Origin of the sequence: Romboutsia sp. Marseille-P6047, from assembly GCF_900604535.1 — a bacterium.
Classification (GTDB): Bacteria; Bacillota; Clostridia; order Peptostreptococcales; family Peptostreptococcaceae; genus Romboutsia_E.
In genome coordinates this window covers 98,849-123,298 of record NZ_UWOT01000002.1, presented here as the reverse complement: position 1 = coordinate 123,298, position 24,450 = coordinate 98,849, and the positions used below count along the sequence as shown (strand labels likewise).

The 24,450-nt window shown below is 25.2% G+C and carries 25 protein-coding genes; 6 read left to right on the top strand and 19 right to left on the bottom strand.

Going from position 1 to position 24,450, the window contains the following annotated elements; all coding sequences use genetic code 11:
• The first annotated feature begins 88 nt into the window (after positions 1 to 88).
• Positions 89 to 346: a hypothetical protein gene (locus tag EIH23_RS02485; protein ID WP_122638641.1), complete on the top strand. Its 258-nt coding sequence runs from the start codon at positions 89 to 91 to the stop codon at positions 344 to 346.
• A gap of 26 nt (positions 347 to 372) precedes the next feature.
• Here the strand turns inward: EIH23_RS02485 and EIH23_RS02480 are convergent, their stop codons facing one another.
• Positions 373 to 951, bottom strand: coding sequence for a GNAT family N-acetyltransferase (locus tag EIH23_RS02480; RefSeq protein ID WP_122638640.1), 579 nt, complete (start codon positions 949 to 951; stop codon positions 373 to 375).
• Positions 952 to 1,015: 64 nt separating this feature from the next.
• Positions 1,016 to 2,611 carry a CgeB family protein gene (locus EIH23_RS02475; protein WP_122638639.1) on the bottom strand — a complete coding sequence of 532 codons (1,596 nt, stop codon included), beginning with the start codon at positions 2,609 to 2,611 and terminating at the stop codon, positions 1,016 to 1,018.
• 214 nt (positions 2,612 to 2,825) lie between these two features.
• Here EIH23_RS02475 and EIH23_RS02470 point away from each other — a divergent pair, with 214 nt between their 5' ends.
• Positions 2,826 to 4,640 carry a leucine-rich repeat domain-containing protein gene (locus tag EIH23_RS02470; RefSeq protein ID WP_164488959.1) on the top strand — a complete coding sequence of 605 codons (1,815 nt, stop codon included), beginning with the start codon at positions 2,826 to 2,828 and terminating at the stop codon, positions 4,638 to 4,640.
• A gap of 11 nt (positions 4,641 to 4,651) precedes the next feature.
• Positions 4,652 to 5,362, top strand: a complete 711-nt coding sequence (locus EIH23_RS02465; protein ID WP_122638637.1) for a glycosyltransferase — start codon at positions 4,652 to 4,654, stop codon at positions 5,360 to 5,362.
• Positions 5,363 to 5,456: 94 nt separating this feature from the next.
• Here the strand turns inward: EIH23_RS02465 and EIH23_RS02460 are convergent, their stop codons facing one another.
• Positions 5,457 to 6,716, bottom strand: coding sequence for a nucleotide sugar dehydrogenase (locus EIH23_RS02460; RefSeq protein ID WP_243113303.1), 1,260 nt, complete (start codon positions 6,714 to 6,716; stop codon positions 5,457 to 5,459).
• A 241-nt stretch (positions 6,717 to 6,957) separates the two neighbouring features.
• Here EIH23_RS02460 and EIH23_RS02455 point away from each other — a divergent pair, with 241 nt between their 5' ends.
• Complete coding sequence (locus EIH23_RS02455; protein WP_122638635.1) at positions 6,958 to 7,503, top strand: hypothetical protein; 546 nt, start codon at positions 6,958 to 6,960, stop codon at positions 7,501 to 7,503.
• 13 nt (positions 7,504 to 7,516) lie between these two features.
• On the top strand, positions 7,517 to 8,143 hold the full coding sequence (locus tag EIH23_RS02450; protein WP_122638634.1) for a hypothetical protein: 627 nt from the start codon (positions 7,517 to 7,519) through the stop codon (positions 8,141 to 8,143).
• Positions 8,144 to 8,180: 37 nt separating this feature from the next.
• Here the strand turns inward: EIH23_RS02450 and EIH23_RS02445 are convergent, their stop codons facing one another.
• The 6 genes from EIH23_RS02445 to surE all read right to left on the bottom strand — a co-directional run bounded on the left by EIH23_RS02445 (position 8,181) and on the right by surE (position 13,747).
• The gene (locus EIH23_RS02445; RefSeq protein ID WP_122638633.1) at positions 8,181 to 9,110 is read right to left on the bottom strand and encodes a putative bifunctional diguanylate cyclase/phosphodiesterase; all 930 of its coding nucleotides are present in this window, start codon (positions 9,108 to 9,110) and stop codon (positions 8,181 to 8,183) included.
• Positions 9,111 to 9,118: 8 nt separating this feature from the next.
• The gene (locus EIH23_RS02440; RefSeq protein ID WP_164488958.1) at positions 9,119 to 10,471 is read right to left on the bottom strand and encodes a diguanylate cyclase domain-containing protein; all 1,353 of its coding nucleotides are present in this window, start codon (positions 10,469 to 10,471) and stop codon (positions 9,119 to 9,121) included.
• 285 nt (positions 10,472 to 10,756) lie between these two features.
• Positions 10,757 to 11,551, bottom strand: a complete 795-nt coding sequence (locus EIH23_RS02435) for a TIGR00266 family protein (RefSeq protein ID WP_122638631.1) — start codon at positions 11,549 to 11,551, stop codon at positions 10,757 to 10,759.
• A gap of 162 nt (positions 11,552 to 11,713) precedes the next feature.
• Positions 11,714 to 11,974, bottom strand: coding sequence for a hypothetical protein (locus tag EIH23_RS02430; RefSeq protein WP_122638630.1), 261 nt, complete (start codon positions 11,972 to 11,974; stop codon positions 11,714 to 11,716).
• Between the two features lie 70 nt (positions 11,975 to 12,044).
• On the bottom strand, positions 12,045 to 12,917 hold the full coding sequence (locus tag EIH23_RS02425) for a flavodoxin domain-containing protein (RefSeq protein WP_122638629.1): 873 nt from the start codon (positions 12,915 to 12,917) through the stop codon (positions 12,045 to 12,047).
• Between the two features lie 71 nt (positions 12,918 to 12,988).
• Complete coding sequence (gene surE, locus EIH23_RS02420; RefSeq protein ID WP_122638628.1) at positions 12,989 to 13,747, bottom strand: 5'/3'-nucleotidase SurE; 759 nt, start codon at positions 13,745 to 13,747, stop codon at positions 12,989 to 12,991.
• A 187-nt stretch (positions 13,748 to 13,934) separates the two neighbouring features.
• Between surE and EIH23_RS02415 the strand changes: the two genes are divergently transcribed.
• On the top strand, positions 13,935 to 14,117 hold the full coding sequence (locus tag EIH23_RS02415; protein WP_122638627.1) for a hypothetical protein: 183 nt from the start codon (positions 13,935 to 13,937) through the stop codon (positions 14,115 to 14,117).
• 12 nt (positions 14,118 to 14,129) lie between these two features.
• Here EIH23_RS02415 and EIH23_RS02410 read toward each other — a convergent pair whose 3' ends face one another.
• The 10 genes from EIH23_RS02410 to EIH23_RS02365 form a co-directional block, all read right to left on the bottom strand.
• Positions 14,130 to 14,597 carry a hypothetical protein gene (locus tag EIH23_RS02410; protein WP_122638626.1) on the bottom strand — a complete coding sequence of 156 codons (468 nt, stop codon included), beginning with the start codon at positions 14,595 to 14,597 and terminating at the stop codon, positions 14,130 to 14,132.
• Between the two features lie 206 nt (positions 14,598 to 14,803).
• Positions 14,804 to 15,022 (bottom strand): hypothetical protein, encoded by a 219-nt coding sequence (locus tag EIH23_RS16810; RefSeq protein WP_330566171.1) that lies wholly within the window; start codon positions 15,020 to 15,022, stop codon positions 14,804 to 14,806.
• A 47-nt stretch (positions 15,023 to 15,069) separates the two neighbouring features.
• Positions 15,070 to 15,468 carry an acyl-ACP thioesterase domain-containing protein gene (locus EIH23_RS16805; protein ID WP_122638624.1) on the bottom strand — a complete coding sequence of 133 codons (399 nt, stop codon included), beginning with the start codon at positions 15,466 to 15,468 and terminating at the stop codon, positions 15,070 to 15,072.
• Between the two features lie 26 nt (positions 15,469 to 15,494).
• Positions 15,495 to 17,468 (bottom strand): GTP-binding protein, encoded by a 1,974-nt coding sequence (locus EIH23_RS02395; RefSeq protein WP_122638623.1) that lies wholly within the window; start codon positions 17,466 to 17,468, stop codon positions 15,495 to 15,497.
• 99 nt (positions 17,469 to 17,567) lie between these two features.
• On the bottom strand, positions 17,568 to 18,857 hold the full coding sequence (locus tag EIH23_RS02390; RefSeq protein WP_122638622.1) for a glycosyltransferase: 1,290 nt from the start codon (positions 18,855 to 18,857) through the stop codon (positions 17,568 to 17,570).
• A 50-nt stretch (positions 18,858 to 18,907) separates the two neighbouring features.
• Entirely contained in the window at positions 18,908 to 19,744 is an 837-nt protein-coding gene (locus EIH23_RS02385; RefSeq protein ID WP_122638621.1) for a DUF7164 domain-containing protein, read from the bottom strand.
• Positions 19,745 to 19,868: 124 nt separating this feature from the next.
• Positions 19,869 to 20,825, bottom strand: a complete 957-nt coding sequence (locus EIH23_RS02380) for a D-2-hydroxyacid dehydrogenase (protein ID WP_122638620.1) — start codon at positions 20,823 to 20,825, stop codon at positions 19,869 to 19,871.
• Positions 20,826 to 20,909: 84 nt separating this feature from the next.
• The gene (locus EIH23_RS02375) at positions 20,910 to 22,868 is read right to left on the bottom strand and encodes a sensor histidine kinase (protein ID WP_122638619.1); all 1,959 of its coding nucleotides are present in this window, start codon (positions 22,866 to 22,868) and stop codon (positions 20,910 to 20,912) included.
• A gap of 142 nt (positions 22,869 to 23,010) precedes the next feature.
• Entirely contained in the window at positions 23,011 to 23,889 is an 879-nt protein-coding gene (locus EIH23_RS02370) for a thermonuclease family protein (protein WP_122638618.1), read from the bottom strand.
• Between the two features lie 56 nt (positions 23,890 to 23,945).
• The gene (locus EIH23_RS02365) at positions 23,946 to 24,449 is read right to left on the bottom strand and encodes a hypothetical protein (RefSeq protein WP_122638617.1); all 504 of its coding nucleotides are present in this window, start codon (positions 24,447 to 24,449) and stop codon (positions 23,946 to 23,948) included.
• Position 24,450 lies beyond the last annotated feature (1 nt).

Here is a 24,450-nt window from a genome sequence, read left to right as displayed (position 1 = left end):
ATAGGTATATACTTTTTTGCATATATAATAAAAGTAGAAGGTATTATTATTTTATTATAGAAAATATACTATAAAGGAGGTTTAGGCTATGGATAATAATAATATTTATCAACTTAACTGCCCTCATTGTGGCGAATTTATAACACTAAGTGTTCCACCTCATAATAACTTAAAAAATGAAGATTCAATAGTGTGGTCTGATAAAAACCTTGGAAATATAACTATATCAAACTCTTATAAGAATTCTGGTTCATTTGGTACTTATGAAGCTATGGATGTAGAAATGATTTGCCCCCACTGTTCTTATAACTTCAAGTCCACTGTGCATGCTAACTATACACTTTAATATTCTAAACAAAAAGGATGTTGCATTTAATTTACAACATCCTTTTCTGTATTATATTTAATCCAATCAGATTTTAAAATTGCGTAATGGTCTACATCATGATAAATTCCTTTTACTTTAACCTCTTGAATCCCTCTACCTTCAAATTTCATATTACATTTTTGCATTACTCTTCCAGAGCCTGGATTTTCAGTATAATGCTCAGCTTCTACTCTATTTAACTTTAATACGTCAAAACAAAGCTTCAACATTAAATCTAAAACTTCTGTCATATATCCTTTATTCCAATATTGCCTATTTAATATATATCCAAATGATGCCTTATCATTTTCAGAATCTATTCTTATATCAAAGCATCCTATACACTTTTTATTTTCTTTTAGCTCTATAGCATATACTCCGCCTCTACTGTAATAATTTAAAATTGAATTTGCAGATTGATCTATACTTTTATGAGCTTCCCAAGTTACGAATTTAGTAGCTTCTTCATCTCCAGCAAACTCAAATACATCTTTTCTATCTTCCATACTAAATGGTCTAAGTTTCATCCTACTTGTATATAAGTTTTTATATTGGGATAAAATTAAACTATATTTCCTCCCCATTAAAATCCTCCTCTGTATATTAACTTTTAAAATAATTATAACATAACATTTATTATATTATAGATTACTTAATTTTCGTTAAATTATTTTTGTCTATAGAAAAATACGTGTAATCTATATCATCTATTTCATTATTATCTATATACTTTATTATTTCCTCCAATTTATTACAATTTAGTATTTCTTTTTTTATTATACATTTATCTAAATCTAAATTATCTACATATCTAAAATCCATATTTTCATTTACTAGATTTAAACTTCCACTTTTATTAATTTCGTAAAATGAACACTTTCCTATGATTTCAGCATTGCTATACAATCGTCCAATCATTAAGTCTTCAAAATAAAAATCCCCATATATATTTTTTGTATTTATAAATCCAATATAATCAGTATCTAATAAGCTTTTTATATCTTTTTTCATATTATTTTTGTCACAATATATAACTACTATTTCATTCATTTTTAGTAAAAAATCATATAGTAATTTATTTTGTGTAAGTATATATAACTTTTTATATTTATAAGTTTGCTTTAAATATATATCTTTCAATGTTTTATATTCTTCTAAAGTATCTATCCTTGATAGTATACCTAAACTTATATTTTTTCTAATAATATTTATTCCTATTTTATCTAATATAAAAGATAATCTTTTTTGATATGTATGATTTTTTAATACCTCCCTAATTCCTCTTACTACTTTATCATAGTAATAATTATCATCTTTTAGCCTTATAAATTCTTCTCTAAGCTCATCTTCCTTATCGCTAGCAACTACTAATCCACTAAATAAATTATTAATTCCTAATGAGTAAGAACTTATAATTGGAGTTCCACTTGCTAAACACTCAAATACTCTTCTTGAAAACATAGTAGGAGAATTTTTAACAGAGTTTACATTTAAAGATATTTTATATCCTTTATTAGCTTTATAAATATTGTCTACATCTAAATATCCTTTTATATAATCATTAAAAATACTTGGAAATCTAGTTATAGGATTATTAAATTTATAATTTCTATCATATATATCAAGATCTGTATACTCTATTGCTAAATTAAATAATTTTTTTAAATCTTCTCTTCTCTCTTTATATCTATTTCGATAATAACTTCCTGCAAAACATGATTTATCAATTCTTTTATCTTGAAGTTTTATAGGATTATGTATTTTAGGATTTGCAGCAAATGGCAATGTGTAAATATTCTCATGATTTAAATCTACCTTATACTTACTTATACTATCCTCATCTGTGGTAAATACATAATCAAATAACTTAGCAACGTCTAGAAAATTATTATAATGAACTGGATCTTCTTTGTTCCAAAATACAGTTGGAACATTATTATAATTACACCATTGAATAATACTTTTTAAATTTTCATCTACATCATGCTTCCTATTTGATAGTTTATTGTTCCAGGTATTGTAAATTCCATTCCATGCTGATTCAACAAAAAATATATCAGGCTTATTTTTTGAAATTTCATCCTTCCATCCATTATATGATATGGGTATAAGGTCTACTATGCTTTCATAGCACTTCATTGTAAATGAATCAAAAACACATGCAACTTTTAATAATCGTATACTTTCGTTAGGGCTTTTAACTTTTATATTTAATTCATCATCTATATATATATTTATATACATTTTTGCTATACCTCTTTTATATAAAAATTTATTGCTCTTATAATACTCCAATTATTTACATTTGTAATATATTAAAAATGTTATTTTAAATAAATAAATCACTTCTAGTCAAAAAAAAAACATATTATATGATAGGTTAGCGTGATAGTTAACTTTATTTAAAATCTAAAAGAAGGTGATTAAAATAAATAAATCAGAAAGCTTTTTTTCAAAATTGAAAAATTTATTTATAGATTCCAGTATATCTATTGAAAAACTTGATAGTTTAGAAAAAAAAGATATAATTTCACAAGAAGTTCAGAATATTAATAGCTCTATTTCTAGTGAAAATAATGTCGATAATACTATCAATGAAGTAAATGCTACGTCCAATACAGCCACATTAAATAGCGAAGCAGAGTGCTTAAAAAAACTTCAAAACCCTAGATCAATTATAGAATATAAAAGAATCCTATTTAAGATTGATAAAAGTAAATTTCAGTATCCATTCTTAAAATATACTGAGTTAACAACATATCTTAACTTACCTATAGTTAGAAATGTTCAATATATTCAAGAAAAAAATCAAGAAACTTATACTATAAACATAGGAGAGTGTCCTGATGCAAAGGGTTATTACACAATTAATTATACTTCTATATCCGCAAAATTATTAATAGACTTCTCTGTTGCTTTATATAAACAAAAAACAGAAACTGAAAATTGCCCATATGATATAAATAATTTAGATATATATGGATTTGATAGTGATTCATTCTTAGCAAAACCTTTTAAATTTTGCTACACAGGAGATACTTTAAATATTACACCTAGTGATTTTTCAGTTGAACTTACTACTATAACACCTGTAGTAAGACCAGTTTGTGAGTTTGATAATTATTATTTATATGAAGTAGATGTTAATATTTTAATATCACTTTTACCTAATATAATTTTAAACTATACTGATGAAAAAACATTAGAAGCATTAAATAAACCTGTAGGAAATACAGATTTGACTAACAGAGAATTTTCAAGAGACCAATTAGCGTCTATACATGAATTAGATTTATCAAGCAATCCCGAATTAACTTATGAGGTTTTTCCTTATTTGATTAATTTGAATAAATTAGATGTATCAAATAATCCTAATTTAAATTTTAATATATTCCAATATTTAGGCAACTTAGTAGAGCTTAATATATCCAATACAACATCTGATCCAATTAAATTAAATAATCTTGCTTATTTATATAACTTAAAAATATTAATAGCTAGAGATAATAATATAACTAATTATGAACCTTTTAGAGACCTAGTTACATTAATAGAATTATATCTTGATAATGGATTACCTTCTAGCACGTCATTTACTACTTTTCAAGTTTCACAATCTGTAGATATTGCACCTTTAACTAATTTAGTTAACTTAGAAGTCTTAAGTTTATATAATAATAATATTACTATTATCCCTGAAAGTATCTCAAATTTAGTAAATTTGAAAATATTAAATTTAGGCAATAACAATATAGTTGATGTTTCTAATTTATCACTACTACCATCACTTGATAAGTTAATTCTTGAAGGCAATCCTATTGATCCTAAAACAGTTAGTAATTTATCAATAACTGAACTAGATTTATCTAATACAGGTCTAACTAATGATGGCTTACGTGATATTACTATTTCTATAAATTTATTAAAATTAAATATATCAAATAATAAATTATCTAATTTATCAACTCTATATGGATATAATAATTTAACTGTAATTGCTACTAGTCAAACAATAGATTCTGGAACTATATATCCTGATGAAGATGGTATGTTTATACTTGATTTAAGTTTCTTAAAGGACATAGATTCTTCTACTCCAGGAATAACTGAAATTTCTAATAATGGTTCTTACTGTGATGATGAAAGTTGTTATGAACCTTCTATAATATGGGAAAATATAAATTCATTAACTAATGCTTCCTTTAAATTCGCTAATAATTCTAATTCATTTACAGGTATAGTTAATGTAATATTAAATCCTACCATTATATAGGATTTATAACTATGATATATAATAAAATATCTGTAATTACTACAACGAAAAGATTAAATTGTATAAATAATATAATAAGTAATTTTTTAAGACAAAGTCTAGAAGATAAAGAATTAATTATTGTTATAAATAATGATGATATAAATATTTCAGAATATTATAGTTACACAAAAAATATCAACAATATTTATATTTATAAACTTTCAGAAAATATTACATTAGGTACATGTTTAAATTTTGCATCTCAAAAATGTAATTATGATATTATTGCAAAATTTGATGATGATGATTATTATGGATCTTTTTATTTAAATGAAGTTATAAATACTTTTCTAAAAATAGATTGTCAGGTAATTGGCAAGACAAAAACTTTTTTATATTTTGAAAAGTATAAAAAACTTATGTTAAAAAAACTTGGTATAGAGAAGTCACTTGTTAGCACAGTGCTAGGTTCAACCCTCTGCTTTAAAATAGATGTTCTTGATAAGGTAAAATTTAGAGATGTAAATATAAGAGAAGATAAATATTTTAATGATGATTGTATAAAAAATGGCTATAGTATATACTCCACATCTATTTATAACCATATAGTTTTTAAGCATGCTAATATAAATGAACATACTTTTAAATATGATTTAGAATTTTTAATTAAGTTATCTTCAAGTATAAAAGATAATATAAATTTTAGTGAATGTTTTGCACTAGTTGATAAAATAAAATAAACTACTTTAATAAGTGATTATCTTGTTTATAAATTTATAGTATTATAAAAATAAAAGTCATTATTTAGAACATAACTAAATAATGACTTTTATTTTACATTTTTCCTAATAATTTATATATAAATCCTGAACTTTTAATTTTATTTTCATTAAAGAAATTTCTAGTATCTAATACTATATTGCCTCTTACTACTTTTTTTATTTCATCCCAAGGTAAATCTTTAAATTCATCATGATCGACTCCTAAAATTATTAGATCACTATCTTTACAACTATCGAGTAAGTCTTCATTTACTAAATTATTATCTTTTATAAAAGTATAATATATTTCAACTTTATATCCATTATCTTCTAAAATATTTACTAATTTTATTATAGGACTTTCTCTCATGTCATCTATGTTGGCTTTATAAGTTGCTCCTAATATTGTAATTTTTTTATCATATTTTATATCTTTAAGAAGTTTTTCTATTTTAGAAAATATAAAATTTGGCATAAAATCATTAGTTTCTCTAGATAAACCTATTATTTTAGCTAATTTAGGTTCTTTTTCAACTATAAACCAAGGATCAACCGCTAAGCAATGACCTCCTACTCCAGGTCCAGGATTATGAATATTTACCCTTGGATGTTTATTACAATATTTTATAACATCCCATACATTAATTCCTAAATCTTCACATATCATAGCTAACTCATTTGCTAACGCTATATTAACATCTCTATAAGTATTTTCCATTAGTTTGCAAAGCTCTGCTGTTTTACAATTAGTTGTATATATATTTCCATCTACAATGGTTTTATATAATTCTTTTATTTCATTAGCTGATTTTTCATTTATTCCGCCTACAACTCTATCATTGTGCTTTAATTCATATATAATATTTCCAGGGATTACTCTTTCAGGCGAATATCCCAATAATACATCTTTTCCAATATTTAAACCACTATTTTCTAATATTGGCTTTATTACTTCTTCAGTTGTTCCAACTGGTGAAGTTGACTCTAACACAACTATATTCCCTTTTTTCAATACAGGAACTATAGATTTTGTTGCAGATATTACAAGTTCTATATTTGCAGTTTTATCTTTATTTATAGGTGTAGGTACACAAATTATAAATACATCTGATTCTTTTGGAACTATACTAGCAGATAAATTTCCACTACTTACCACTTTTTTTACAAATTCTTCAAGTCCTGGCTCTGTTATTGTAATTTTACCTTTATTTAAAACGTTTACTACATTTTCATTTATATCAACGCCTATAACCTTATGACCATATGAAGAAAACATTGCTGCTGTTGGTAATCCTATATATCCTATACCTACTATACATATATTTTTTTTCAAAACTATTCCCCTTCTCTTCATTAAATGTCCTATGGAATTAAATTCCTACGTTATATTATGAATTGTTTATTTAATCAGTTCCTATATAAATATTATATTATCTATAAATTGACCTAATTCTCTATACAACTAAGTTTTTTTTTTAAGAATTTGTCGATAAAAGGAACCATTTTCATTTTTTAAAATAATATATATTAGAAGGTTTTGCCTTCCAGATTTTATTCATATTGGAGGAATATTAATGAATTGTAATGGTTATTTAGATATAGAATTTGCAAGCTATCTTGTTATAAATAACTGGATGAATGTTACAGATATAGATGTAAATGATATACAATTATCTATAGCAGTAAATACTGATAATCTTAATTTTTATAAAGCTGTAGAAAATTATACACTTCCAGAACCTGTAACTATACCTAATCCTTGTGATCCAACAGATCCTACTAAAGCAATAATTGTTAATGATGTTGATTTAAATGTTGTAAGAGTAGATGGGCATATTGGATATTATGTTGGAGCAGAGATTTTAACTCAAAGTGAAAATGTTGAAATAGATAATAATGAACCATATAATCAACTTAACAAAATGAATTTCGCAACTGTCGGAGGAATTGTTTACGTATACGATGAGGATGTTTTAATTCAAGATAATCCAAGTGACCCTATTCCAGAATTTAAAGTTAAAGTTATGAATACTGAATTATCTTCTGTTGGCTCTAATGATGCAGGTGAACATGTTTACCTTATAGAAGGAATTTTTAGAATAGATTTAAATCAATTATAAGGAGATGTATAATATGAGTGAAAATTCATTCTTTAAACCATTAGCTAACGGTCTATCTTGTGCTACTTATGAAATGCAACCTCCTATATATATAGAGGTTAGAAGAGAGGTTTTACTTCATAATGGTATAGGCAACCCTGATAATCCTAATGATTTTTCTAGCATTATTGACAATGTATTAGTATATGCAAATGATATAAACCCACCTTTTATTAGAGTTTTATCAGAAGAAGTATATGGTGGTGATATTTCAGCTAGTGTATGCCCTAATTCACCAAGTATAAGTATTCCGATTATGCTACAAGGTTGCAGAATTATAGCATCTGGAAACTATACTGCTTTACTTTCAAGCTTAAGTAAAAATGTAGCATTTAATTATTATAACCAATTCGTTGGACTAGATCAAATAGTAGATTACCTTGCACCTAATAAAACTTTGCCAAGCCCTAGTATTTTCGATATAGATATTGAATTCGAAAATGGAATAATTGATGATAAAGAAACTACAGGATTTACTAATCTAATATATGTTTATGATATACCAGAAGGTCAACTGGGCTTTAATCCTAACGGTAATGGATACTATTTCTTTACTGTTATCCCAAAAGTAAAAATAAAACTTAAAGATATTCATAACTAAGCTAAAAAAGAGGCTGTCTAAAGCAACCTCTTTTTAACTATATATATTTAGTTTCTAATTCTTTTACAGATAATGGTTTACTATATAAATAACCTTGAATTACACAACTTCCTATATTCATAAGTTTTTCTTTTTGTTCATTATTTTCTACACCTTCTGCAACAACATTTAAATCTAAAGATTCTGCTAATGTAAATATCATTTTTATAATTTTATCATTTTCACAAATATAGTCCATAAACTGTTTATCTATCTTTACTCCACTTATTGGAAGTTTCTCTAAATATCCTAATGCACTATATCCTTTACCAAAATCATCTAAATATATATCTATACCTGATTTGTATATTGCGTTTAAATTGTCTACTATTTGCTTTTGATTTTCTATAGCAAAATTTTCTGTAATTTCAAATACAATCTTATCAGTTGATACCTTATACTTTTCTAACATTTCATTTACATTACTATAGAAATTTTTATTCATTAATTGTATTGGAGATATATTTATACTTACTTTCGGAATATTAAATTCCATCTCTTCCCAAATATTAATTTGCTTAAATACCTCTTCTATAATAAAGTTACCAAGTTCATGTATAGTTCCAGTTTCTTCAGCTATATTTATAAACTCATTTGGTGCTACAAATCCAAGTGTATTACTATTCCATCTAACAAGAGACTCTACACCTTCTATATTACCTGTCTTAGGATTTATTTGTGGCTGATAAACCATATATAATTCTTTATACTTAATACCTTCAGATATTGATATTCCAGTTACTAATTTTTTCATATATGAATTATATTCAACATAATTATTTCTTCCATTTTTCTTTACATTATACATAGCTAAATCACCTTGAACCATAAGATCATTTATATTATTGCTATCATCTGGATAAAATGTAATTCCTATTGATACGGTAGCTTTTATACTATATCTACCTATTTTAAATGGTTTATTCATATATTTAACTAAATTATTTGGTAAATTCCTTTAATATGATCTTTATCTTCATAGTCTTTTACAAAAATAACAAATTCATCTCCAGATGTTCTTGCTACTATACTATTTGCTATCAAAGTTTTAGATATTCGATTAGCTAATTCTATTAATATTGAATCTCCAATTTTATGACCATATATATCATTAATATTTTTAAATTTATCTATATCTAAAAATATTAATGCTGCCTTATTATTTTCTTTATTAAAGTTATCTTTATATATTTCAAATTCTTTATTAAATCCAACTCTATTGTAAAGACCAGTTAGTTCATCTGTATTTGATTTAATTACAATTTCTTTATAGTGATTATTTAACTCTTTTACTAGTGTATCAATTTGATTTTCTACAATGACAAGTTCATCATGTGTGTCTAAATCTTTATACTGCTTTTCTAAACTAAATTTCTTCAATTTTGATATTGATTTTACAATATTATTTATTTTAGACATAAAGCTATTATTTAAAAATGTCCATGTTGAAACTATTATAATTACATATAATACTAAAATTCCTAAAAATAATATCCTTGTCATGTTTATAGTATTAATTAAAGTTTCACTAGTACTTAATTTAAAATTTATATAACTATTATTCTCAAAATCTTTTATATATATATCCCCTTCTATATTAGGAATATAGTCTTCCATAATACTTATACTTTTTTGAGAAATTTCTAAGTTCTTTGTATCAGAATGTAAAGATATATATGTTTTTATATTCTCTTTCGATGTTATACTATTAGATTCTGTTATTATAAATTTTGGTATAATCTTTTCTAGCTTTTCCTTAGTTATTTCTCGTCCCATTAATAAAAATCCAACATTTTGTCCGCTTCCATTATCTTCAAGAATGGGATTCATAGAAATAAAATACAATTTATTTTCATACGGTATAATACCAGCTCTGTACCTTTCTTCACTTATACTTTTAAAAATTTCTTTATTTAAAATTTTATATTTAATATGTTTTATATTCTCATAGCTATTTGAATCATCTTTCTTACCTAAAGATTCATATATTAAATTCCCATCTTTATCTAAAACTATTATCGAATTTAATTTTAAGTAAGACATATTAACTTCTGCAAAATATTCTTCTTCAAACTTCTTGGCATATTCATTTTTAATATCATCAGTTTTTAATATAATATACTCATGCATCTTATTCCAATTAGAATAATCATTACATATACTTTGAACAGTACTTAGCTCATTATCTAAAAAGTTCACTATATTATCAATTTTTTGGTTTATTCTAACTTCTTCTAAATCAATAATAGTATTTATTATTACTTTCTGACAAAAAACGTTTACAACCATTACAACCCCTATAATTTGGAATATAAAATAAAAGATTATCTTTTGGTTTAAACTCATTTTATTCAAAAATATTTCTTTATTTTCTCTCTTTTTTTTTTTGTTTTAAAAATATTTTAAAGTCCATTTTAATCACCATTATATTTTTTAATACTTTAATATATTACCATATTATTACATAATATTCACTCTTTTATTTTTACCTAGACTTTCAAATATTTTTATACAAATAAAAAAATAGAGAAATCAGGTTCAAAGTAACACTAATTTCTCTATTCAACTAATTATTTATCTCTCAAAAAGATTACCAAATGGACCTAATACACTACCTTCATCACTCTGTTTTCCATATGACTGAGGTGCTGATGCAAATACCTTAGATGCTAAACGACTAAATGGTAAACTTTGTATCCATACATCACCAGGTCCTGTAAGTGTTGCAAAAAATATACCCTCTCCACCAAATAAAGTATTTTTTACCCCTCCTACAAATTCTATATTATAATTAACATCTCTTGTCATTGCTACTAAACATCCAGTATCAACTTTTAGCTTTTCTCCTGGTGCTAGTGTTTTTCTTATTATAGTTCCTCCAGCATGTATAAAGCAAAGACCATCACCTTCTAGTTTTTGAAGTATAAATCCTTCTCCTCCAAAGAATCCTACACTCATTTTCTTTCTAAAATCAATTCCAATGCTTACTCCTTTAGCTGCACATAAAAACGCATCCTTTTGGCAAATTAACTTTCCTCCAACAGTAGATAAATCAACGGGAATTATTTTTCCTGGATATGGTGATGCAAAAGCTACTTTTTGCTTTTTGTGACCTTCATTAGTGAAAGCTGTCATAAAAAGGCTCTCTCCTGTTATAACTCTCTTAGCTGCACCTCCTAAAGCGCCCCATAAACCACCAGAACTACTCTTATGGCTACCATCTCCAAATATAGTATCCATTGCTATATCATTGTCCATCATCATCATTGCTCCAGCTTCAGCAACTACAGTTTCTCTAGGGTCTAACTCAATCTCAACAAACTGCATATCATCACCATAAAGTACATAATCTACATCATGTGAATTCATATGTAATCCCTCCTAAAAATATAATTGAATACTTATTTTACATAACTTATATAAAAAAGACATATTTAGGTTTTTGTGTTTATATATAAAGGTCTAGGTGTTAAAAATAAAATTTTCACACCTAACCTCTACTATATAATTACTAAAACTTTAAATATGTCTTTATTCTGCATCAAAATCAATATGGAGTTTACCTTGTGGTGAATTTATATCTATATAAGATAAGTTAAACTCATCATCCATTACATCTATTTTATACTCAAAGAATATGTCATCTTCTTTCTTAGACATAAATATATAACTTCCATTTTCTTTATCTTCTATCTCATCACATATTTCATCGTAAATTTCTTGACCATCTACAACTCCTGTATATCCTGATTGTGCTATTTTCTCTTCTATTATTCTATATATTGCTTCCATCTTAGTCCTTCTTTCCAAAGTGTTTATTAATATATAATTAGTTTAAACATTAAAAATTCATTAGTCAAGGTTATAATTTAATATAAATTTGTTTACTATCATACCCCATTTTTTTTAAATCAGAATTTATATATTCATATTTATTTGGTTTCACCTTAAATATATTCATTGATATATTTAAATTTTTTAAGCTACCTATATTTATATTATTCAATCTAAGAACTTCTTTATATTCATCACTAAAATAATCTAAAATTTTAACTTCGCCACTAACTTGCAGACCCTTTAAATTACTCATTGATGTATAATTTTCATATATACTCATTGAAATATTTTTATTATTTAATATTCCTACAAACTTTAGTCCACCTTCACTTATAAAATAAAAATTATCTTTAAAATATTTATATTCTATAGGTGTTGACCTAATAAAATTATCATATCCAGTACATAGAGTACATGTGTTATTACTATTAATAAAGTTATCTATTTCTTTTTTTATAATTTCCCTGGGAGCCTCCTTTATTGGCTTATCAAAGTATTCTTTTATTTTTATACCACAAGTTATTGATTTTTTATCTTCAAATTCATAAACATCGTGCTCTCCATGTATAAAATAATAGTAAATATCATTTTTATTAATTATATCCTTAAGTTTCAAAACAGCTTTTATGCACTCTTCTTTAGATGATCCAACTATAACTATACTTACCCTTTTTTGAGAAAGATCAAATTTATACTTATCAAAATATGTAATTATATTTTCTGCAAAATTATTCTCATATAAAGGAAATGTTATGACTAAATTTTCAAACTCATTTATATCATTAAATTCTTTTTTTACATTACATAATCTAGCTGGACCTAAAATAAAAGATAAAATTCTTGCTAATTTTTCAGTTTTTCCATACTTACTTTCATATAAAATAAGAGTTTTTTTCATAATTTCACCTCTTTTAATATTGTGAGTTTTATTGTTCTCTTATTTTATATACATATATTAGGTTACTTATTCTATAAAAGTTTCATATCTTTTAAAATTTTGACTTTATTTAAATTTGTCATCTCTATATTTACAGGTGTTATAGAAATATAACCTTCTTTTACAGCTACAATGTCACTACTTTCATCTTGATGTAATTCCTTTACTTTTCCACCTATCCAAAAATACTTATTTCCATAAGGGCTCATTCTCTCCTCTAGAACATTTTCATATTTTCTTTCACCTAAAGTAGTAATTCTTATACCCTTTATATCAGTACTTGGTATATTTACATTCAGTATACAATCATTAAATATATTCATATTTTCTTTTAACTTATTAACTATATCAACTACATATTTCGTAGCTTCTTTATAAGTTTCTTTATTAATATTAAATTTATCATAAGATATAGCTATAGATGGCTTATTTTGTACAAGCCCTTCAATAGCAGCAGATACTGTTCCAGAGTATATAACATCAGTACCTAAATTAGGACCATTGTTTATACCACTTAAAACTAAGTCAAAATTTACCTCCGAAAATAATGCTTCTATTCCTATTTTTACACAGTCTGCTGGAGTTCCAGAAATAGCATATGCTTTTATTTCATCATCTACAAAAACCTCCTTTACCATTATAGGATTATGAACTGTTATTGCATGACCAGTTGCACTTCTTTGAGAATCTGGTGCCACAATATATACATTAGCTATGCTTTTCATAGATTTAGCTAATTCTAATATTCCATCTGCATTTATTCCATCATCGTTTGTTATAAGTATATTCATTATTTACACCCTTTCTATAATTTTATTTTAATCTTATATTATCTATTATATATATTACTCATATAAAGATTAAATTAATTATAACAAATTATAAATTTAAATATATGGTATATAAATACTGTAAGTTACATAAAAAAATATTAAATCTAATTAGTCTAGTCCTAGTTTTATAATAAGGAGGTATAGTATGGATTGTAGATTTATGGATATTCTTATAAAGTGTTGTTTTGAATGTAAAGTTCGTGATATTTGTCCTAAGGTTTGTAGTGGTTTTGGTTCGAAAGGTAAAGATTGTACTTTTTATGATAATACTATTGATGCGTTATGTGTTTTTGAAAGTAGTGTAAAAAAAGGAGAACCGCTAGATTAAATAGCGGTTCTTTTATATAATATTTAGCTTTTTAGCACCTAGTTCAATATATCTTATTAATAATTCTCCTTTTTTAGAAAACAAATCTTCTATAATTTCTTCTCTACTTTCATAATAATCATCTTCATCTTCATAAAGATTACTTAAATATTCATTTTGAATAATTATTACTTTCTCTTTTTCAGATTTTCCTTTTATTAAATCTTTACCTAAACTTATAATTTTGCTAATTATTATAAGATTTTCTGTTTCTATTTCATTTAATTTTTCTGAGAAGATTTCCATTTCATCTAGCCATGTATCTTCTATTTTACTTTCTTTATGATCACTGTATTCATTATCAAATTCTACTTCATATTCTATGGAATTTAAATCTTCATAATCAGTAAATTTATATTCATTTTTAAAGTCTTTTACTATGTTTATAAAATTAATTAAATCTTCTCTAATGTCATATATATTAATCATATTATTTAGCATATAAGACACCTCTTTTTTATAATTATATATTTATAATTTATTTTTATGTAATTATATATATAATCATTTAAAGGATTTATTACATATTTTTGAATATATTTATATTATCTTATAAATTAGCTTTATTCCAATAAGTTTCTATTAATGCAAGTTCTTCATATTGATCATTAACTAACTTATGAATGGTACTAATTTCATTACTTTCTTCATTTATACAATTTATCTGTTTGTATACTTACATTAGTACCATATACAACCTCTTTTTTATACTTTATTTTTATTTGATGAGTTCTGTAATTTTTAATTATATCTAATGGTATAGTTTCTAATACCCATTCAATATATTTTACATTTCCTACATGCCAATTCATGTCTATATCTGTATAACGTACCTCTACCTTTTTTTCATAATCTAACCTTTGAATATTCTTAAATTCTAAATCTCTTTTTCCTTGTCCACAATTTTCTTTTTCTACACCATATGCTTTATAATACTCATTAGGAATTCTACATGGCCTTTTTTTATAGTATCAATTAAAAGAGCTAATGTAATTCCCTCACTTATAAGTTCATTATCTTCGTTATACATTTCAAATACTCTTAGTGCGTAAAATTTATTTAAACTTTTAGCATATGTTATAACTCTTACCTTCTCTTTATATTTAACATATTTATATACTATTACATCATAGTCATAAAGCATCCATGTATGATTATTTTTTACCATTTCCGGCAATGAAAATCCTAACTTCTCTTCTTGACTAAGTCCACAATCAGCCATAAAATTCATATAAGAAGTAAAAAAACATTCTCCTCTTGCATCAGTGTCTCTATATGTTACTTCATAGTTTTTTTCAAATTTATTAAGCATAATTTATATCTCCTATTCCCAAATAATTATAAGCAATGCATATGATTTTCTACTTCATCAGAATCTACTCTGTAGGCTTGACCCTTTGAACAAAATATAGAACTTGATGTATAATCTATGTCTGCATCTTTGTTATAATTCCTTTTTTCTAAAACTTCTTCACTATTATGACAAACATCATATCCATCTTGTATATATTGTATACTTCCCGTACCTTTGCTAAAAGATAGTAATTCCATACTGTAATCCATAAATGTACTAACCGGCCCTCTTCCTTTAATTATGGATCTATCATTTATAATTTGTGGTTCTTCAAATTCTCCACTCATTTTTTGTATATCTGATAATACACGTCCTATATAATCTAAGCTAATTTCAATCCTAAATTTATAGTATGGCTCAAGAAGTATATTTTCTACTTTTTCTATACCTTGTCTTAATGCTCTAAAAGTTGCTTCTCTAAAATCTCCTCCACTTGTATGCTTATTGTGAGCTCTTCCATTTATTAGAGTTATCTTAATATCAGTTAAAGGATATCCACCTAAAATACCTCTATGTTCTCTTTCAAATATATGAGTTTTTACTAAGTTTTGATGACCTATTTGTAGATTATCTACTAATGCCTTGCTTTCAAAACTTATTCCAGAATTTCTATTAGATGGTTCTATTATTATGTGAACTTCTGCATAATGACCTAACGGTTCAAAGTGCCCATATCCATTTGTTTCCTTATTTATTGTTTCTTTATATAATATCTCACATTGTCCAAATTCTATATCTAAATTAAATCTTTCTTTTACAATATCTTTTAATATTTCTAGTTGAATTTTTCCCATTATATGTACACTTATTTCTTTTAACTTATCATCATAAAATACATTTAGTGATGGCTCTTCACTATTTAAAATCTTAAAGTAACTGTAAACTTCATTTATATTAAAAGATTTATCAAATATGACCTTAACTTTTAAATTTGGTTGAATTTGTGTACTTGTATTATAAAATTTAATTTTACTTTCTTCGAAATCATTACTAAATATATAGTCTCCAATATTTGCATTATTAAGTCCAGTTACTGCAAATAATTGTCCTCCTTTAGCAGTATTCTCAGTTATAAACTTTTCACCATTGTAAATTCTTATTTGATTTATTTTTTCATTAATATTATTATACTTTATCTCATCTTTAACTTTTAAACTGCCTTTTAAACCTTTTATAAAAGTAATTCTATTCTTATTTTCATCATGAATTACTTTATACACTATCCCAACAAATTCACCTTCATCACAGTAATTCGTAGTAGTTAAAAAATCTAACTTATCTAAGAAAGAATCTATACCAATATTATTTAGTGCCGATCCAAAACAACACGGATATACTTCACAATTTTTAATTTCTTCTTTTAATTTATTAATCCACATGTCTTTATCATAGTATTCGTCTAAATATTTTTCAAATAAGATATCATCTCTTTCAGCTATAAATTCTATTAAATTCTCATCTAAATCATAATTATTTTTTATATCTAATGAATTACTAATATCTACAATATCACAACTTAAATTAAGTTTAATATCATTTAGAACACTATCTATATTTGCTCCTGTTCTATCCATCTTATTTACAAATATAAATACAGGAACATTATATTCTTTCAATAGTCTAAAAACTGTTTTTGTATGTGATTGAACTTTCTCAACTCCACTTATTATTAAAACTGCATAATCTATAATGTTTATGGATCTTTCCATTTCTGGAGAGAAATCTATATGACCAGGAGTATCAATTAAATTATATTCACAACCTTTATATTTAAAATTACCTTGAGAAGAAAATATAGTTATACCTCTAGATTTTTCTATATTATGATTATCTAAAAATGTATCTTTATGATCTACTCTCCCTAATTTTCTAATTGAATTTGTATGATAAAGTACTTGCTCACAAAAAGTTGTTTTCCCTGCATCTACATGAGCTAAAATACCTATTGTTTTATTCATCTTTCACCTCTTATACAATTGTTATATACTGATTATATCATATAATTATAAATTAAGACGTGCCTTAAGTTTACATAGCACGCCTTAAAATTTCCTATTTTATTCGTATAAAAGTGGCTTTAGTTGATTTTCATAAACCCACTTAGGACTATATCTATTTCTTGCCATAGTTTTTGCTCTTATTACGCAATTGCTTTCCATTTGCTCTATAATATTTTTAGCATGATATTTATAATACTCTAACTCCGTTGGATAATATTTTTCTTGTGTCATACCATAAAAATTCCTTGCGTCCCATCTCATAAAATATCCGTCAATCATATTTCCAATTTCTTTTAACGCTGGTACAGCTTCATTTAGCACTATATAATTCCCTCTACTTGCAGCTTCTAAAACTGTCAAACCAAAAGACTCAGCAAGTGATGGACATATATATAAATTAGATAAAGTAAATAATTCTAAAACACATTCTCTCTTAAATCCACTGACATGACCATAGTCACTTGTAAATACTATATCATCTTCATTTAAACCATAACTAACTCCTTGACTAATTATAGTTTTTTTATACATTTTGGGATCAATGTCCATAGATGGGAATTCACAGAATATAACTTTTACACTTTTATTTGTTTCTTTTTTTATAACTCCAGCTAAACTTGAAACCTTCTCAAATCTCTTTCCTGTAGTAAGTCTAGCTGGATATACTATTAATATATCACTTGAAAGTAAATCTACTTTTTCATGTAGTTCTTGAACTTCTTTACTCATATCTTGAATTATATCTAGTGTATTATTTATTACCCTACATTTACTTATATCTACATTGTATTGTTTAGATAAAGATTCTAATCCACATTCAGTTGGATATGCGTATATCGTGTTTGGCATAGGTGAATATCTTGCAGAATCTGGCCATTCTACATTTCTACCAACTTGGCTAGTATCTGGCATGGAGTGAGTCATGGCTATAAATTTCACATTAGGTAGTTTTTTCTGAGCATATCTGACTGCTAAATTATGAACCATATGCCATCCTTGATAGTGAATATCGTGCATCATGCACACATCAACATCTTTTAATTTATCGATTAAATCTTCTCCAATAGCTTCTGATTCAGGTATTAATGTGCCATGCATTTTTATCCCTGGGTAATTATAATCTCTCCAGTGTATTTGCTTTCCATTATACCTATTACAAACTTTAACCCATTCTATTCTTTCATCTAAGAAAATACCATACCTTTCACTATCATTACAATCTTGGCAAACTAATAACGTTACCTTTTGCCCTCCATCTAATAACATCCTTATATGCTCAGCAACTACATTCACCAAAGAATAAGTACTTGTTAATCCATTAAACATTGTTAATATTGCTACTCTCATTGAATTTCTCCCCTCAAATAGTAAATATTATTAAATAATTAATATTTAATTTATATAAAATTTCTAGATTTTAATGCAATATACATACAGTAATCAGCAACTTCATTTATATTTAATAAATCAATTCTTTCATTATTATATTTTCCATTTTCAAACATGAACTTTGAGAACTTATCATTAGTATGCCAACAATGAATATGTGGATGGTCATATATACTTTCTCTACTAGCACTACCAAAATCTAATTTATTACCATCTAATATTACACTATCAACCAAATGATTAACAGCTATCTCATTAGCATAAAGTAGTGATACCCCCTTATACCAACTAGGCCAATTTCCTTCATTTTCTATAAACTCATTTTGTAGTATATACTTACATACTTCTGTAGTTAATTTACAAACTTCTCGTACTAAAGCTGCATTACCATAGTTTGTAGAACCTACATTAAATATATTTTTATGCTTTAATCCTAGTTTATTAGATATATTTAATATTTTTTCTTTTGTATATTCATCATTTACATATCCTCCTCTTCCTGCGGTATATAATATTGGAATATAATTATTCCAAGCTGGAGTTAGGAATGTATCTAAATCACTTCTAAGTATTAAGTCATAATCATTTAAAAATTCAGAGTTTTCATGTGTCATGCACTCTACAGAGTTTATATATCCATAATTTTGCCACAAAGTCTTTCTACTAGCTGCTTCACATTCTATTTTTATACAATCATTTGGTATACTATCTACTATATCTTTAGTACAAAATACTACTAAATCCGTATCATTACTTTGTATATATTTAAGTGATGTATACAAACATTTAAATTGAATCCATAAATGTCTTTTATTTTCTATAAATACAGAGACTGCTCTCTTCATAAAATTATCTCCCCCTAATCTAGGAATACTATCTATCATTTTATAATATGCAACTTACTATTCTTTGATATAAATAAAAAGCTCAAATGACAAAATCTTTTCTTTTATCATTTGAGCTTTTTATTTATTCTACATATCCAGTACTAAAGTCCACTATATTACATAATTTTTTACCATTTATAAAACGTTCTAAGTTATTTATACTTATTTCAAAAATATTTTCATATGTTTCATCTAAATTATATCCACCTGCAACATGTGGAGTTATGACTATATTTTCTAAGTCCCATATCCTATGTTCACTAGGCAGTGGTTCAGGGTCTATAACATCTAAGCCCGCACCACCTAAGTGGTTATTTTCTAATGCATCGCATAAAGATTCCGTATCAACTGTATTTCCTCTTCCAACATTTAATAAAATGCTTCCCTTTTTCATTTTTTCTATTTTACTCTTTGAAAATAAATCTTGTGTATCTTTCGTTGAAGGTAAACAAATGGCTACAATATCTGCACTTGGTAATAATTCATCTAAATTATCAATTAAATGTAATTCGTCTATAAATTCAGGCTTTAAAGTATTTCTACGTTTTACACCTATTGTATAAGCCCCTAAAGATTTAACCATTTTACCAAAACTACATCCAATATCACCAAGGCCAACGATTAATATCCTTGATTTATTTATTGATTTTACCTTACCTTCACTTTTCCATATTTTTTTATTTTGATTATCTCTATAAAGATGTAATTTCTTTAATAATTCTAAAAGCATAGCTAACATATGCTCTGATACTGCTAATCCATAAGCTCCTGTAGCATTAGTTAAAATTACATCTTTATTAAGTACACCTTCTTTTATATATTTATCTGCTCCTGCTGAGTTTAGCTGAATCCATTTTAAATTATTTGAATATCTAATTATATCCACATCAGGATTTCCTATTATTATGTTTGCATCTTCTAATTCTTTTTTAGTTACTTTCTCTTGACTTGAATAAACAATTTTACAATCAGCTGCTATTGAATTTAACTTTAACTTTTTTTCATCATCTAATGGTAATAATACTAAAATATTAAACATAGCCCCTCCCCCTAAATTAATATATCTTTCTATTTAACATAATATCATATTGATTTATCCTTAACTATTTATTTTGCATTAGATTTAATCATCTTTATGATATATATCTGAAAGCTCAATTTTACTACTGTAAGCTAAAGGAACATTCATAAGATTATGACTTGAGTTTTCTTTATCTACAAATACTTGAGGTATTGTTATAGTAAATTTTGTACCTTCGTTTAATTTACTTTCTACTTTAATCGTACCTTTATGAATTTTTACCAATCCTTGTACTATAAATAAGCCAAGTCCGCTACCTTCATTTGCCCTTTCTAAAGAAGGGTATAACATTGCTTTTCTAAATTTTTCAAATAAATGTGTTTGTAATTCTTCTGACATACCAATTCCATCATCTTTTACTTCTATAAATATATTTTTATTAAGCTTACTTATATTTACATATATATGTCCACCACTATCAGTAAATTTAATAGAGTTAGAAAGTAAATTTAGCATTATTCTTTCTATTTTACTTCTATCTACTGCTGTTATTATTTCCTCTTCTTGTGTATCAAAAATTATTTCTATATCATAAGATTTTGCTAAATCTACCACTGACATAGTTGCATCTTCAATAATATCCACTATATTTTCATTTTTAAAAGTTGCATCTACATATCCACTTTCTATTTTACTTACATCTATTAAATTATTTATTAACCTTAAAAGTCTATTTGAATTTTTATTTATTAAACTTATCTGTTTACTAAAAAATTCAGAATCATAATTATTACTATAAACCTTTAATCTAAGTAGTTTATTTGCATTTATTATTATATTTAAAGGCGTTCTTAACTCATGAGACATTGTAATTATAAAATCAGTTTTTATCTCATCTCTTTCTATTGACTCTCTAAGTAATTCTTTTTCTTTTAATCTTTTCTTTTTATTTAAGAAATGAATATATATAAGTATTGATATAAATAGTATTATTACAAATATTCCTCCCAAAATTAATATTTCTATATATCTTGGCACTAATAAATCAAATTTACCTTTATTTATAATTACACTATTTTGAGGAAGTAATAGTGGGTTTATTTTATAATATCTTAAAGCTTTATAGTTAAACATAGGTACATTAAATGCATTATAAGATGGCATTGTAATATTTTGTCCTTCTCCATTTAACTTTTTTTTAAGAAATATTGCACTAATTTCTCCTAATTTTTCTCCATCATTTATGATTCCACCTAGCGCACCTGCTCTTACGTATTTTTCTAATTTCGTATATATAGGAGCATTAGTTACTTGTTTTATATTTTTAATGATTTCTTCTTCTTTCATAAAATCACCATTGTCAGTGTCTTTATAAACTCCACATAAAATAATGGCAGATGAATCTCCTATGTTACTTATTTTATCTTTTATACCTTCATATGAGTAATCAGATAAAACATTTATATTAAACTCTCTTGATGTAAAATGAGTTAAATCTTTTACATTTTCTTTTACAGTTTCACAATATATACTTTTATCTAAGAGTAAATATATATCTTTTACATCTTTATTTAAATTAAGTATTGTATCTATAAAAAATAAATTATCTTGATACTCTAATAGTCCTTTAATATATTTAGCTTCTTCTTTATTTAATGAAACATAACTATTTGCGCCTACAAAAACTATTTGTTTTTTATACATAAATGATTCTTCATTAAATAGATTTTGTTTAGCAAAGTTTAAAGCTTCATCATCAATAGTTAATATACAATCTATATCTTCATTTTCATATTTAATATTTAATACTTTCATAAAACTCTCATTGTATATATCTGAATTAGCAGACGTAGAATCTAAAAACTCAACTTTTATTAATACATCATTTAGATTATTTTTTACACCTGTTATTACAGAATCTTCCCACTCATTTTCTGCATTGTACGATGCTAAAATTAAAACTTTCTTCTTATTTCCTTCACTATATGAGTTTGTATTAAATGAAGTAATTATAATAAATAACACTAATAATAAAATACTAAATCCTTTTTTATAAGTCATCTTCTTAGCTCCTAACTTTAATTTAGTATAAAATTATTTTATGTTCTCTAATATTATTAATACAGTTAAATTTTTCCTAAATGATTATAATAAAATGAGTATAAACCAAATTTTAGTATTTGATTTATACTCATTAATTACTTTATTTATAACAAGTTTTACACGGTGAATATCCTGCTTGTTTTGCTTGTGATTCAGTCATTTTTGTGGAACTTTTCATAGCATGAGCATCAGATGTTGAATGATACTTTTTAGAAGATATATTTGCATATACAACTTCTGAGTTAGTATTACTTTGAGATGTATTACTTTCATTACTTGTGTTATTTGATACTGGTGCTAAACTTTGATCAAATCCTTTATCTGTTGCATATCCATCTATAGACCATATATATTTTTTACCTTGTTTAGCTTCATTTTCTGCTAATTTCATTTTATCTAAATGTCTAACTGCATCATAGATATATCCAACTCTAGCAAGTCCTGCTCTTACAACTTCTTCATTGTACATCTTATAGTCTTTATTACCACTTGCATCATACCATAAGTATCCTAAGTAACGCCCATATTTATCTGTTTTAGCTCCATCAGTTTCTACATAAACAGTATCACCAGACTTAATATTTTCTTTTGCAAAACTAGTAGCTACATCTCCTAAATATTGCTTTTCCTTAGTGTCTTCAGGTGTATCTATCAAAAGTATTCTTAAACTTTCACTACTTCCATCTTCAAGTTTGACTTTAACAGTATCTCCATCTACGACTCTTTCTACTGTAGCTTTTAAAACATAATTTGGTATATTACCATTTTTTAAAGATTTCACAAGTTCATCATAAGAAAGTACTTCATCTGATGAATTTTCATTATTTGAAGTATCCTGTAAGTTTGATATTTGAGTAGATACTTGTTCTAGATTATCTACAATATTTGAATTACTATTGCATCCACCAATAAAAAGTGATGTTGATAATAATCCTGATAAAATTAAATTTCTAATACCCTTAGTTGTTAATAATCTCATAATTTGTCTCCTTAGTAAATTTATTCTTATATAATTATATCATAAATTATGTATATTTATATTTTTACTAAATCAACAATTGCTCCTCTAAGTATGCCCTTTTCTAAATCAACTTTTTTGATTTTGCATACAACTTTGCTACCTTCATATTCTCTAGATTCAACATATTTTGCATTACAAAGCATATCTATGTCTTTAATAATTCCAACAAAACATCTTCCATTTACAATTTCTTTAACTATTCCTAATACTAAATTTCCCTTTTTTAAATCACTGTAACTTAATGGATTATTACTTTCAAATTTATTTTTTATCTTTACACAAATATGTCCATTTTTACTTATTTTTCTAAATTCAATACCTTCAATTGTATCTCCCTCTTTATAAAAATCTTCAATACAGCTATTATCATAGGAAAAATCGCAATTTCTAATTAATCCACTTATTCCATTTATTGAGATATATGCTCCTCTATCTGTTAATTTTATTATTTTAGCATTATTTATTTCATTGCTTTTTAATTTTTCTACAACTATATCTCTGTCTATTTCATTTAACATA

Bases quoted from the DNA above. Each gene is read 5' to 3' on its own strand.
- EIH23_RS02485 (WP_122638641.1), top strand. From the start codon at position 89: ATGGATAATAATAATATTTATCAACTTAACTGCCCTCATTGTGGCGAA.
- EIH23_RS02480 (WP_122638640.1), bottom strand. From the start codon at position 951: ATGGGGAGGAAATATAGTTTAATTTTATCCCAATATAAAAACTTATAT.
- EIH23_RS02475 (WP_122638639.1), bottom strand. From the start codon at position 2,611: ATGTATATAAATATATATATAGATGATGAATTAAATATAAAAGTTAAA.
- EIH23_RS02465 (WP_122638637.1), top strand. From the start codon at position 4,652: ATGATATATAATAAAATATCTGTAATTACTACAACGAAAAGATTAAAT.
- EIH23_RS02455 (WP_122638635.1), top strand. From the start codon at position 6,958: ATGAATTGTAATGGTTATTTAGATATAGAATTTGCAAGCTATCTTGTT.
- EIH23_RS02450 (WP_122638634.1), top strand. From the start codon at position 7,517: ATGAGTGAAAATTCATTCTTTAAACCATTAGCTAACGGTCTATCTTGT.
- EIH23_RS02445 (WP_122638633.1), bottom strand. From the start codon at position 9,110: ATGAATAAACCATTTAAAATAGGTAGATATAGTATAAAAGCTACCGTA.
- EIH23_RS02440 (WP_164488958.1), bottom strand. From the start codon at position 10,471: ATGGTTGTAAACGTTTTTTGTCAGAAAGTAATAATAAATACTATTATT.
- EIH23_RS02435 (WP_122638631.1), bottom strand. From the start codon at position 11,551: ATGAATTCACATGATGTAGATTATGTACTTTATGGTGATGATATGCAG.
- EIH23_RS02430 (WP_122638630.1), bottom strand. From the start codon at position 11,974: ATGGAAGCAATATATAGAATAATAGAAGAGAAAATAGCACAATCAGGA.
- EIH23_RS02425 (WP_122638629.1), bottom strand. From the start codon at position 12,917: ATGAAAAAAACTCTTATTTTATATGAAAGTAAGTATGGAAAAACTGAA.
- surE (WP_122638628.1), bottom strand. From the start codon at position 13,747: ATGAATATACTTATAACAAACGATGATGGAATAAATGCAGATGGAATA.
- EIH23_RS02415 (WP_122638627.1), top strand. From the start codon at position 13,935: ATGGATTGTAGATTTATGGATATTCTTATAAAGTGTTGTTTTGAATGT.
- EIH23_RS02410 (WP_122638626.1), bottom strand. From the start codon at position 14,597: ATGCTAAATAATATGATTAATATATATGACATTAGAGAAGATTTAATT.
- EIH23_RS16805 (WP_122638624.1), bottom strand. From the start codon at position 15,468: ATGCTTAATAAATTTGAAAAAAACTATGAAGTAACATATAGAGACACT.
- EIH23_RS02395 (WP_122638623.1), bottom strand. From the start codon at position 17,468: ATGAATAAAACAATAGGTATTTTAGCTCATGTAGATGCAGGGAAAACA.
- EIH23_RS02390 (WP_122638622.1), bottom strand. From the start codon at position 18,857: ATGAGAGTAGCAATATTAACAATGTTTAATGGATTAACAAGTACTTAT.
- EIH23_RS02385 (WP_122638621.1), bottom strand. From the start codon at position 19,744: ATGAAGAGAGCAGTCTCTGTATTTATAGAAAATAAAAGACATTTATGG.
- EIH23_RS02380 (WP_122638620.1), bottom strand. From the start codon at position 20,825: ATGTTTAATATTTTAGTATTATTACCATTAGATGATGAAAAAAAGTTA.
- EIH23_RS02375 (WP_122638619.1), bottom strand. From the start codon at position 22,868: ATGACTTATAAAAAAGGATTTAGTATTTTATTATTAGTGTTATTTATT.
- EIH23_RS02370 (WP_122638618.1), bottom strand. From the start codon at position 23,889: ATGAGATTATTAACAACTAAGGGTATTAGAAATTTAATTTTATCAGGA.
- EIH23_RS02365 (WP_122638617.1), bottom strand. From the start codon at position 24,449: ATGTTAAATGAAATAGACAGAGATATAGTTGTAGAAAAATTAAAAAGC.